Genomic DNA, 12,652 nt, shown 5'->3' with positions numbered 1-12,652 from the left:
CTTTCTCATGAAACCTATTGATAGATTGTATCATAATAAAAAATCATGACTCACTTACTCATTGCTTCAAAATATAAAGAGGAGTTGAAACATTATTCTTTATGTCTCTCGAAATGCCAACATAGTAATTCCTGAGATTAAATTGGTCATTTATACATCATTATGATAATAATATATTTCAATACAAATAATATTTAGTATCAATAATAAAATATTTTTCTATCAAGATTAAAATGTGGAGGTGTGTTAAATTGACTCATGAAAATGATGAAGGGAAGGCAAGGCTATTAAGCGAAAAAGGTGAATCATACCTGAATGACGGCAAGCACGATCTTGCTATTCAATCCTTTGCTGAGGCTCTCAAGATATATTCATCGTTGAATGACAAGCAAAACCAGGCTGTGATGTTGGAACGACTTGCAAGCGTACATTTAATCACAAACAATTCCAATAAGGCAATCGAATATTATAAATCCCTACTTTTGATACTGAAGGATTTAGATAATAAACAAGCCTATGCTATGGTTATGAATAACATGGGATTGATATATGCTCGACAGAAAAGGCTTGATGAAGCTATTGATTGTTTTCAAATTACACTGGACTTCTTTAAATCAAAAGGAGATACAAAGGATGTAGTGGATCAGTTAGGCAACATTGGATCTGCCCTTAGAGATAAGGGAGACTATGACGAAGCCTTAGAGATATATGAGGAAGCGCTGGCAATTATTGAAGAGATAGGGCACAAAGTGGGAATCGCAGATCAATATGGCAACATTGCATATATTTATGGGATGAAAGGCGATTTCCCGAAAGCATTGGAATGGTATAAGAGATCATTGATCCTTTATGAGGAGATGAATGAAGATAGGAAGAGCCAGCTTACCAGAAAAAACATTGAGAAACTGGAAAAAGATATTATTAAATAGGCTTTTATATGCATCAATTGAATAAGCTTATCAACAAGCTAATAAGAGTTATTTCACATTTGGATTTACTCATCTAAAGATTTGATATATGTCAATGGAAATATGCGATTGTTATAAACTCCTTGAGCTTCCTGAATGCGCACCAAATGAAGAGATCACTAGCGCCTTTAAACGGCTTGCGCATAAGTATCATCCTGATAAAAATCCAGACAGGGTTCAATGGGCGACAAGAGTCATGTGTGACCTAAATATCGCCTATACAACAATTCTAAGCCAACGATTTGGGGACGCAAATGTAAATGGGAATAAATACTATGATGACAAAGAGACTGAGAAGGGTTTCAAGGAGACCCAAAAGGAAGAACCTGAAATTGAAGATGATGTCAAGTTTGAGATATTGACAGAGCAGTTTGTAAAAATAAGAGAATCGGCCAAAGAAGCTCTATATCGATATTTTCAATATGGTCTTGACAATCTGGTTCAGCGGGAACAGATATCTAACAGGGCGCAGTTTAATAATGTCGCTTTCTCTCTAAGGAAATGTTATCATACTTTAATGAATCTCGCAAAGCAAACTAATGATGAGGAATTTATTGAACACTTTGATATATTTGGCAGAATGATATTCAATTTCTATAAATCCTCAGAATGTCTGAATATTCTGGACTCCTATGATAACATCATTGATGTAGAAGCATACAGGATGTATAAAAATGGAGATGATGCTCTCCATTACTCCCACAAAGAAATTTTTTATGATAGACATAATCGCGGTTACTTCAAAAGGGATTATGCAACCCTGTTGATTTCAGAAGCTGAATATTATTTTATAAACACACTAAAAATATATCCCACCTCAACTTGGGCTTTGGAGACGAAAATCAAACTTGAATATGCGACATCATTGAAAGAATACATAGATTTATTTTTTTCTCAATGAAGTCTGCATTTGCAGTAAAGAAATAAACTTACAACCATCGCTGACGAGTATTCAGCAGGCATCTGGGATACCGATAAGAAATATTCAGATAACCAGGAAAAACCCGGATGACAATGATTTAAACGTGGAATAGCTGACTAAATATCGATTAAAAAAACAAGTCTATGGCGAAATTAGTTGCTTCTGCTTTATAGACCCTTATTCTGCATCAGTCATATTCGTATGCGCCGATTGACCATCCAATAGCACCATTGCCTGTCCTGCTTGCTCCGTCTCTGTCTGCACCAAAACCCCATCCAAGGGCGTCTCCATCAAGACCGTTAGTATCAAAATCAAAGTCTGATAGATGAAGTGGGCCAATAATATCATCAAACCTGTATTCAGCATCTAAGTAATCCGAAATATCCTCTGAAATATTTCCGCTTCCTGTAGGTGTTGCAAGTGCCGTGCCAGTGCCATTCTCGTTCTCTGTAAAGTTCCCGCCATCTACACCTTTCATATTCAATGCTGTATCATGATCATGATACAGCGCTGTTGGACAATCGAAAATATTGTTGTTGCGTAGGGAGGCTGGATCAGAGCCGGGGGTAATTTCAAATATTCCATATCCGTTTGAACTTACGGATGATAGGATTATGTTATTCTCTATCGTCGGTGTAGTATTGGAACCAATACGGATGCCATATGCCATTGCGCTTCCGCTGCCTGCATTTATTGTATTGTTCTGCATAGTCGCTGTGCTATTGTAACCGATATCAACACCATATGAATTATTCCCAATACTGCCGCCTTCAATGACATTATTCCGTAAGATAATAGAGGATGAGTCACTAATTGAAACACCTTTAGAGTAGTTGGATCCATCCCCTCCCTTTATTATGTTGCGCTCAATTGACATTAATGAAGAGAAATTCATGGATATTCCCCTGGATTCGTTCCCGTTTCCGCCATCAATTGTATTGTCATTGATTGTCGACGTGGATCCGAAATTAGCAATACCCTCAGAAATGTCTCCACCTTCACCGCCATGTATTATATTATTTTGAATCACTGTTGAGGAATTGCCATAATCATTGCAAATACCATAAGAACGGATGCTGCCAGTGCCTCCTGTTATATTATTATTTCGAATAGTTGGTGAAGAACCAGCATCATTGAATATGGCTGATGTGTAATCTCCGCTACCACCGATTATGGTAAAACCATCAACAACAGTACCATTCGATATGCCTGCATCTCCAAATACTGCTCTGTTAGGATTGTTATATTCTGGACCGCCGCTTATGCTAGTATCCTCAATGATAGTCTCATAAAGAGCAATATCCCTTTCAGTAAAGTCATTGGAATAACCTCCATATATTGACACCCCCTCCTGCAGAGTTACAACGGGCGTTCCTTCATCGTTGTAATCTTTGCTATAGGTACCTTCCGCAACCACAACCGCGGCAATGCTGTATAGAGTGTACGCTTCATCAATTCCCGCCTGTATCGTCTTTTTCGGTTGAGCCATGGTTCCTGGATAAGCATCATTGCCAAGGCTTTGACTTACATATATGGTTGCCCCATACTCGTATGCGCCGATTGACCAGGGGGCAGTCCTATTATTTCCATCCTTGTCAGTGACGAACTCTCCAGACAGATCTAAACCTCCCGCTGTCACAGAAACAGGTGATGATGCGGTTAAATGCAGGTCACCCCCTGCCCTGTCTGCAAATTCTGGATCAACACTGACATTACTCCAGGAGCCCAATGTCCCACTTCCCTCATCAGTAGAGACTATAGTACTATCAAGATCATTCACAGCAGTTGTATGTTCATCATAATAGAGCGCAGTTGGGCAATCGAAGATGTCATTGTTACGAAGGGTTGCGGGATCTGCATCTGCATCCTGCTCATTAATACCACGTCTATTTGACCCCCCTGATGTAAAGATGATGTTATTCTCAATCCTTGGTGAAGGATGATCTGATGCTAAAGATTCAATATTGATGCCAATAGAAGTACCTCCATCTCCTCCATCTATGGTATTATTTTGTATATCAGGGGAAGATAGGGAGGAATTTTCAATGCCGAATGAATTGGTTGAGTTTCCGCCATATATTGTATTATTCTGTATCGTTGGTGATGATGATAGATTTCGTATGCCGAAAGCAAGGACACTTCCGTTCCCTCCGTCAATCATATTGTTCCGAATAGTAGGCGAAGAGGATGATTGATTATATATACCGTAGGAATATCCACCAACGCCGTCACCACCTTCGATTGTGTTGTTCAAGATCTCTGGTGACGAGGAAGTATTGTTTATACCGTGAGATGTATTTCCAATTCCACCAGTGATCAAAGCATTGTAATATATAACTGGCGAGGAAGAGTTAAAATTTCTAATACCAAAACTATAATTACCGCTTCCGCCATCTATTATATTGTTTGTAATAATTGGAGAAGCGCCATTATTATTTATTATGGCAGATGTGTTATTAATCACTCCACCATTTATTCTATTGTTTGTAATTGTAGGCGAAGCGCCATTATTATTGAATACAGCAGATGAGTGATTTCCCCCCCCGCCATTTATGGTAAATCCGTCAACTACCGTGGCATTAGATATGCTCCCATCTCCATATACAGCTCTATTGGGGATATTAGATATACCGCCGGCAGCGCTTGTATCCTCCAGAATTGTCTTATGAAGATCAGTATCCCTTTCAGTAAAGTCATTGGAATAACCTCCATATATTGACACTCCCTCTATCAAAGTAACAACGGGCGCTCCATCGTTATAGTAATCTTTGCTATAGGTGCCTTTCGCAACCATAACCGCGGCAATGCTGTACAGAGCGTCTGCCTCATCAATGCCAGCCTGTATGGTCTTCTTGGGTTGAGCAATGCTGCCGGGATAACCGTCGTCTCCATTAGCATCACTAACATAGATTATACCCTCCACATCCAGCACTTGATAGCTTAAGCTAAGGGTAGAAAGCTGGTTGCCGACAAGGTCTCGACAAACTATTGTTAGAGTTCTACCTTCTCCTACAGTCCATTCACTTCCTGGGCTTATAGTAAGCGTATCATTATCGAAGGTATCGTTTGACCATGATCCGCCATCACCCTCAGATTCCATTGATCCACCAAGCACGAGCGTGCCTGTGTCCATAGACTCACTGAAGGTAATCACTATCGTCTGACTGGTGAGAATAATTAAGTCGCTAGTTGGGGATACACTTATAACTGTTGGCACAGCCGCATCAACGTTATAGGTTAAGCTAATTGTAGCAACGCTGTTCCCTACAAGATCATCACAATCTATTGTCAACGTTCTTCCGCTCCCATCCGTCCATGTGGGATTTGGACTTATTGTTAAGATGGAATCAGCGTCAGTCCACACACCGCCATCACCCTCAGATTCCATTGATCCGCCAAGCACGAGTGTGCCTGTATCCATAATTTCACTAAAGGTTATCACTATCTTTTGGCTAGTCCTAATAATTGAATCATTATCCGGCGATACAATTGTAATTGTAGACGCAGTCGCATCCACGTCATAGGATAAGCTAATTGTGTCTATGCTGTTACCGCCCAAATCGTCACAGTCTATGGTCAGGGTTGCCCCGACAACCTCTGACCAGCTTGTATCCGGGCTAATTGTTAGTGTATCGTTTTCGTTAGTCACATTCAGCCATGATCCACCATCACTCTCAGATTGCATCGATCCGCCAAGCACGAGTGTGCCTGTATCCATAGACTCACTAAAGGTTAGGACAATTTTTTGTATATTGTTTATTGTCGCTCCACTAGGTGGATTTACTGTTGATGTTGGAGCTGTGACATCCCCAGGGAAGTAAGGATGACTGCTCCCGCTGTCATCACTGCAACTGAGAACCAAAGCGAATGAACAAGCAATGGAAATGGTTATAATTATTCTACTATATCTTTTCATAATGGCGCCTCCTTATCTATTACCATACACTTAACAAGATTGTTACAAAATGATCAAACATTATAAAATTGGTCATTTTAGTCTTATAGAATGTATCAGTGAAATATCAAAAATATGTATGTAAAATGATACAACTTAGCTGAGATTGTATATTTATCATTTTTTTGCAAATAAAAAATACAATAACTATTATTTTTTGAAGAAAGAATATTAGTTTACCTTACTATATGAGTAACCGATATCTTTCTTATAAGATACACATTTCTTATAGATAAAGCAATATTATCTGCACTTTTTTGTATAATTGGTTTGTGTAAAGGTATATAGTAAATTTTTAATAAATTCCCAGATTTCCTCATTGTGCCAATACAACTGGAATCAAAATAATTGGCACAGTGCAATAATAAAGAAACCTTGCAACTACATAAAGAATGTAATATAATATAAATTATCATGCGTTTAATTATTACTATTATAATTATATGGTTATCATATATGTTTTACGCTGACCAGTGGCATTTATTCGATTCTGGTTGGTTTATGTCAGTAACAATGATATTGGGTTCTTTTATCGCTGGAGCAAGCTCAGAGGGTGGCGGGGCAGTCGCTTTTCCTGTAATGACACTCATATATAACATATCACCTGAGGTGGCCAGAAATTTCAGTTTAGCAATTCAGAGTATTGGCATGACAACCGCCTCCTATATTATCTTAAAGAGAAATATTCCAATTGAGAAAAATTATCTAATTCTTGGAAGCGCTGGTGGATTTGGCGGTATTATAATCGGGACATTGCTAATTGCTCCCTACGTCTTCCCTTCTTATATGAAAATGCTTTTTTTCTCTTTTTGGTTGAGTTTCGCATTTGTTCTTTTTTATCTAAACCATATAAAAAAGAGCAAAGTAGTGAATAGCCTACCGAAATTGGATCGCAAAGAAAAATATTACTTAATCTTAACCAGCACCTTTGGAGGTATATTAACATCAATACTCGGTAGTGGTATTGATATTGTTACCTTCTCATATGTCACCCTGCGCTTCAGACTCTCGGAAAAGATAGCCACGCCTACAAGTGTTATTATAATGGCGACCAATTCCATTATGGGATTCCTAATTCATTTACTTATAATCAGAGATTTTGGGATAGAGGAGTTTAATTATTGGTTAGTATGCATTCCTGTGGTTGTTATTGGTGCGCCAATTGGAGCTTATGTTATCAACATATTAAAACGTTTGTTTATTGCACGATTCTTATATATAATTCTGTTAGTCCAATTTATTTTCGCCTTAATTATTATTAAACCTCAAAAAGAGCTGTTATTATTTACAGTATTAATATTTATTTTTGGAATACTCTTCTATACAGTTTTTGGAAAAATAATACCTATTTCACTCATCTTCAAAAAGATATCATCAATCAAAAACCTCTACCATAAAAAGGACGGCTTCAATACTACCACGAATAATGATAAAGAAACAACCTTATAAATATAATTCATGAACCTGTCTTGAATCCCTTTTGTGTCATAGTTGCAAATCTTGATATGTGCTAATATATGTAAAGAAGTGTACTTGCCCTGAGTTGGGAACACTCAGCCTTAACTTGGATCGAAGTACCTTTCGTAAATGATTTTCGGTATGCTAGGACTTTTCGATAATTGATGCTATTAATAGGAAATGCTATAATATTATCACCTCTTTCTATAAATAACTTTTTAAAATATTCCTTTGTAATACTAATGAATAAAGTCTTCCTCCCGGATATGAATATTTTACTGTAAAAGGTTAACTTAAGTTTTGCGTTATTTATAACAGCATGATCATTTTTTTTATTAACAAAAACAACATATCCATGAATTTTTCCCATAATATAAAAAAGTTTGATTTCCATTTGCTGGATCGAATTTATATCAGATACTAAATGATCATCAAGCTGGTTATTCGAAAGTTCTTCAGAATCTACGACTATATTATTTTTATATCAATTATTTTTTTGTAATCCTCAAGTATATCATTGAGCTTGTTAATCTCCTCATTATTGGCTTTTAATTTTTCATTAAGTTGACGAATTTCGTTGTTTAGATCCTTTTCAGCAGGTTTATACTCGGCTAAAATAATCTGGTATTGAAATATTGAAAAAAAAGTTATTATATATAATAGTATGACTATTGATGCTTTTTGTAGAAAAGGCATTCTATTTTTTCCCAAATTAATGTTAAATCAAACAACACGAAGTTTTAGATAAAGTCAATAAAAATGCGAAGCATTTTTCTATAAATCAAGAAAACCTACAATCTCACCAAAAAAAGTCTTTTACTATTGTACTGATTTGTTGTTTTATAAGTTACGTTATAACATAGATGCAGGCTTATCGATTAGAAACCAGTCATCAGGGTAATATTTTTCAGATCAATATTTTATAGCGCTATGACACCATTCATGTAAAATATATAGTATAATATACTGAGGAGATATCTATTTGTCGACTTCAATAATTCTTATTCGACATGGCGAGACTAAATGGAACCGCGACAAGATCTTTAGGGGTTTGTACGATATACCTTTGAATGATAATGGTCGTCATCAAGCGAGACTAACAGCCGAAGCGATGAGGTCATATGCAATTGATGCCGCTTACACTAGCCCACTTACCCGAGCTGTTGAAACCGCAGAAATTGTACTTAGGCCACATGAGATTGATGCATTATCTCATAATGGTTTACTTGATATGGATTATGGGAAATGGACGGGTAAAGAAGCTGATGAGGTGGCACAAGAGTGGTCTGAAGAATATGCCACATGGAACCTCCAGTCGCATATTGCTCGACCTCCGGGTGGAACCACTATACAAGAAGTATTCCATAGGGCCTTTGACGCAATGGAAGAGATATGCAATCAACATAATGGGATGAGAGTGGCTCTATTCTCTCATCGTGTAATTACCAAATTACTAATTATTGGGGCTTTGGGTCTTAGTCTTGAAAGATTCCCTTTTATAATTCAAGGGAATTGCTGTATTAATGAAATCGAATATACCTCAAATGGCTTTACCATAAGGGCTATCAACAATACCTCCCATCTAAGAAAGGAAGGGGTTGATCTGTTGCATGATGATTTTTGAAAATTATTAATTGAATCATGATTTTATTACCAAGGCTTTGTATAATATGATGAATTGAAGACAATTGAACACATCACTATTCGTAATTTTCATTTTAATTTGATATTTATGTAGAAAGCAAAATTAAATCATTTAGAAATAATACTATCATTCTCATTGGATATAATAAGTTAATCCATTTAATGGTAACAGATCTCAACTAAGCCGTGAAATAAGCTCTGGAATTATGCGTTTGATGTCCCCCACAAGGGCGAGATCTGCAGTCTTGAAAATTGGAGCATTGGGGTCTTTGTTGATTGCAATTATAAAATCAGAGTTTTCCATACCAGCAAGATGCTGGATAGCACCTGAGATTCCACATGCAATATACAATTTTGGGCGAACGGTCTTCCCAGTCTGACCAATCTGATAAGATTCTGGCACCCAACCCTCTTCTATGGCTCCCCTTGATGCCCCGACCTCACCTGAAAGGATATTCGCTAATTCATTCAGCATTGAAAAATTAGAGGGTGCTTCCAGTCCGCGACCCCCTGATACAATTATCTTAGCCTTTTCGAGATCAACCTTGCCCTTTTTTTTCCGTATAGTATGAATAATTCTTACGAAATCATCTGTTGTATGCCTTTTAGCTTCTACATTTACTACCTCTCCCCTTCTTCCCGCTAAGATGGCTGAACGCATCACACCAGGTCGGACAGTTGACATCTGTGGACGATGCTCGGGTGTGACAATTGTAGCCATTATGTTTCCGCCAAAAGCTGGTTTGGTCTGAAAAAGCCTACCATCTGAAGATATTTTCAATCCGGTACAGTCTGCAGTAAGACCCGTTCTAACATTGCTCGCAAGTCTTGGAGCCAGATCACGACCAATTGAGGTGGCTCCTAATAGCACAACCTCAGGCTTATGTTTTTTTATAAGATCAGAAATTACTCGCACATATGGGGTTGTCCTGTAGTGAGCGAGAAAGGGCGCATTGGAAATATAGACCCTATCAGCCCCATGCTCTATTAATTTATCCACAGCACCATTTAACTCATTGCCAATTATGACAGCCGATACCTCTGATTTACGGGTTTTTGCAAGTTCTTGAGCCTTACCTAATAATTCGAGAGTCACATTGTGAATATTTCCATCCCTCTGTTCGGCAATCACCCAAATACCACTATATGAATCAATATCATGTTTTCTCTTAGTCTTCTCCCCTGTTATTACAATAGCATCCTCATCACAAAAATTTATACAGGCCTCACATCCTGTACAGCGATCTGTTAAAACAGGAAACCTATTATCAACTTTTATGCCTTCAAAAAGACATGCATTAACACATTGCATACACCCCTTGCATTTTTCAGTTTTAAAAACAATCATACCATTCCCTCAGTTTTGAATAAAATTCAACTCTCTTAATTTATCTAAAAGATCGTTTACCATCTCTGTTTCATTACCTGAGATAAATTCGCATTTTTTATTCCTGTCTGGCTCAAATATATCCCTAACAATGGTAGGAGATGCGTTCAAACCTAGCATGGACTGCGGTATTTGTAGATCTGCAATTGACCATTGACTGATTCTGCTGCCATCACAGGCAATTCCTATATTATTTAATGCTGGATATCTTGGTCGATTAATCTCTGTAGTGACAGTAATAAGGGCGGGATATCTTAGTCTAATTAATTCAGCGCAATCTTCAAGTTCTCTTTTGACAATAAAGTGATCATCATCAAGTGTAATTTCTGAAGCATAGGTAGCCTGAGGTAGATCAAGAAAACCCGCAATTTGAGGACCAACCTGAGCTGTATCTCCATCTATTGCCTGTCGTCCACATAGGATAAGATCGAAATCCTTCATCTTCATTATTGCTCTAGATATGGCAAATGCAGTAATTAGTGTATCTGATCCAGCGAAGGCCCTATCGGTAAGGAGAATCCCTCTATCAGCTCCCATTGCTATAACCTCTTCCAGGGCTTCCTCCGCCTGAGAAGGCCCCATTGTCAAGACAGTAATCCTAGCACCATGCTTTTCCCTGAGGCATAGCGCTGCCTCAACAGCATTCAAGTCCTCCGGATTGATAAAACTTGGAACACCTTCTCTAATCAGGGAATTTGTTTTAGGATCGATCTTGATCTTGCTCGCGTCCTGAACCTGTTTAATCGTAACTATTATATTTAATTCCTTCACTGATGGCCTATTCTATTATCTAATAACATTTCTGGCTATAATCAGGCGCTGAATCTCTGAGGTGCCTTCATATATTTCCAATATTTTAGCATCTCGAAAACAACGCTCAACCCTATGCCCCTTTATACATCCATAACCGCCATGAACCTGAATAGCTTTTGTGGCGATTCGCATTGCGACCTCTGTGGCATACAGCTTTGCCATGGGTCCCTCTAATGCAAAGGATTCCCCTTGGTCTTTCAGCATTGCTGCTTTAAAAATTAGATATCTTGCCGCTTCAATCTCTGTAGCCATATCAGCAATCATCCACTGGATTGCTTGAAAATCTCCAATCGGTCTCCCAAACTGCTTTCTAGATTTAGCATACTTAATACATTCCTTCATCGAACATCCAGCAACACCTAACGCCTGTGCAGCAACCCCAACCCTGCCAAAGGTCAATGTGCTGAGCGCTGTTTGTAACCCTTCTCCAACAGTACCAAGAACATTCTCCACTGGCACCATACAGTCTTCAAAGACTAATCCACAAGTATCTGATGATCTTAGACCAATCTTGTTCTCCTTTTTCCCTACCTTCAATCCGCTAAAGCCCTTCTCAATAATGAAGGAAGTAATCCCCTTCCCTCGCTTTGAACGATCAGTTGATGCCATAACAATAACTATATCAGACGACTCTCCATTGGTTATAAAGTTTTTGGTGCCATTAAGCAGATAGTGATCACCCTTGAACTCCGCTGTAGTCTCGATTGAGGCTGCATCAGATCCAGCATTGGGTTCTGTAAGGGCAAAGGCTCCAAGCATCCTCCCGCTTGTAAGCTCTGGAAGGTACTTCATCTTCTGTTCATCCGTTCCCAGTACTAATATAGGGTATGCACACACTGAATTATGTACAGAAACAATAATTGCGGTTGAAGCGCAGGCCTTTGCAATCTCTTCAATTATCAACACATAGCTTATGCTATCGAGTTCACACCCACCATATTCCTTAGGTATACTGATTCCTAAAAAACCGAGTTTGGCCATCTCCTTAATAGCATCCCTGGGAAATTCCATCTTTTCGTCACGGACTTCCGCGGTTGGTGCAAGCTCATTTTCTGCAAATTCACGGGCTATTTTTCTTGCCAATCTTTGCTTTTTTGTAAGTTCAAAATCCATATTGGTTGTTACTAAAAGAAATTCAAGCGCTATGCAGATACATCATATGCGATAATTTATACCATATCAATAGTAAAGGCACGATCCACCTACCTTGAAGAAGCTATAATTATATTAACGTTGTATTTATTCATCATTTATATGATCATTTGTATCATCTTTAAAAGTGTGTTAGCATAATTTCACAATTGAAGATAACATTTTAGAAGAGAAATGAGCGCATTCTCAATCTATATTGTGGGGGATTGATTGGTTAAAACTTTATTGTGATATTTTTATCAAAAAAAAACAATCAGTACGTTATTTATTGACATAATTAAACATTGAAAGGTTGCAATTTTTTAATTTTTTTTCAATGTTTCACTTTTACATAAATATACAATCTCATAAAA

At 37.9% G+C, this 12,652-nt stretch carries 9 protein-coding genes; 4 read left to right on the top strand and 5 right to left on the bottom strand.

From position 1 onward, the window contains the following. Window positions 1–251 precede the first annotated feature (251 nt). Window positions 252–929, top strand: a complete 678-nt coding sequence (locus tag SVZ03_08785; GenBank protein ID MDY6934301.1) for a tetratricopeptide repeat protein — start codon at window positions 252–254, stop codon at window positions 927–929. 88 nt (window positions 930–1,017) lie between these two features. After that, window positions 1,018–1,869: a DnaJ domain-containing protein gene (locus tag SVZ03_08780; GenBank protein MDY6934300.1), complete on the top strand. Its 852-nt coding sequence runs from the start codon at window positions 1,018–1,020 to the stop codon at window positions 1,867–1,869. Between the two features lie 208 nt (window positions 1,870–2,077). On the opposite strand, the gene SVZ03_08775 is transcribed toward SVZ03_08780, so the two are convergent. Next, window positions 2,078–5,806, bottom strand: coding sequence for an Ig-like domain-containing protein (locus tag SVZ03_08775; protein ID MDY6934299.1), 3,729 nt, complete (start codon window positions 5,804–5,806; stop codon window positions 2,078–2,080). A 495-nt stretch (window positions 5,807–6,301) separates the two neighbouring features. On the opposite strand from SVZ03_08775, the gene SVZ03_08770 reads away from it, so the two are divergent. Then, a complete protein-coding gene (locus SVZ03_08770) occupies window positions 6,302–7,294 on the top strand; it encodes a sulfite exporter TauE/SafE family protein (GenBank protein ID MDY6934298.1) in 993 nt (330 codons plus the stop codon). A 477-nt stretch (window positions 7,295–7,771) separates the two neighbouring features. Here the strand turns inward: SVZ03_08770 and SVZ03_08765 are convergent, their stop codons facing one another. Continuing rightward, a complete protein-coding gene (locus SVZ03_08765; GenBank protein ID MDY6934297.1) occupies window positions 7,772–7,999 on the bottom strand; it encodes a hypothetical protein in 228 nt (75 codons plus the stop codon). A 286-nt stretch (window positions 8,000–8,285) separates the two neighbouring features. Between SVZ03_08765 and SVZ03_08760 the strand changes: the two genes are divergently transcribed. Further along, window positions 8,286–8,927, top strand: coding sequence for a histidine phosphatase family protein (locus SVZ03_08760; GenBank protein ID MDY6934296.1), 642 nt, complete (start codon window positions 8,286–8,288; stop codon window positions 8,925–8,927). Between the two features lie 195 nt (window positions 8,928–9,122). Here SVZ03_08760 and SVZ03_08755 read toward each other — a convergent pair whose 3' ends face one another. Genes SVZ03_08755 through SVZ03_08745 form a run of 3 tightly spaced genes read right to left on the bottom strand, consistent with a single transcriptional unit; the run spans window position 9,123 to window position 12,260 of the window. Further along, on the bottom strand, window positions 9,123–10,295 hold the full coding sequence (locus SVZ03_08755) for an electron transfer flavoprotein subunit alpha (GenBank protein MDY6934295.1): 1,173 nt from the start codon (window positions 10,293–10,295) through the stop codon (window positions 9,123–9,125). 9 nt (window positions 10,296–10,304) lie between these two features. Then, on the bottom strand, window positions 10,305–11,105 hold the full coding sequence (locus SVZ03_08750; protein MDY6934294.1) for an electron transfer flavoprotein subunit beta/FixA family protein: 801 nt from the start codon (window positions 11,103–11,105) through the stop codon (window positions 10,305–10,307). Window positions 11,106–11,120: 15 nt separating this feature from the next. After that, window positions 11,121–12,260, bottom strand: a complete 1,140-nt coding sequence (locus SVZ03_08745; GenBank protein MDY6934293.1) for an acyl-CoA dehydrogenase family protein — start codon at window positions 12,258–12,260, stop codon at window positions 11,121–11,123. Window positions 12,261–12,652: the final 392 nt, after the last annotated feature.

Source organism: Spirochaetota bacterium (genome assembly GCA_034190085.1).
In the GTDB taxonomy this organism is placed as follows: Bacteria; Spirochaetota; UBA4802; order UBA4802; family JAFGDQ01; genus JAXHTS01.
The sequence above is the reverse complement of the archived record's forward strand: the minus strand, read 5'-3'. Positions and strand labels throughout refer to the sequence as shown.

Bases quoted from the DNA above. Each gene is read 5' to 3' on its own strand.
- SVZ03_08780 (MDY6934300.1), top strand. From the start codon at position 1,018: ATGTCAATGGAAATATGCGATTGTTATAAACTCCTTGAGCTTCCTGAA.
- SVZ03_08775 (MDY6934299.1), bottom strand. From the start codon at position 5,806: ATGAAAAGATATAGTAGAATAATTATAACCATTTCCATTGCTTGTTCA.
- SVZ03_08770 (MDY6934298.1), top strand. From the start codon at position 6,302: ATGTTTTACGCTGACCAGTGGCATTTATTCGATTCTGGTTGGTTTATG.
- SVZ03_08765 (MDY6934297.1), bottom strand. From the start codon at position 7,999: ATGCCTTTTCTACAAAAAGCATCAATAGTCATACTATTATATATAATA.
- SVZ03_08755 (MDY6934295.1), bottom strand. From the start codon at position 10,295: ATGATTGTTTTTAAAACTGAAAAATGCAAGGGGTGTATGCAATGTGTT.
- SVZ03_08745 (MDY6934293.1), bottom strand. From the start codon at position 12,260: ATGGATTTTGAACTTACAAAAAAGCAAAGATTGGCAAGAAAAATAGCC.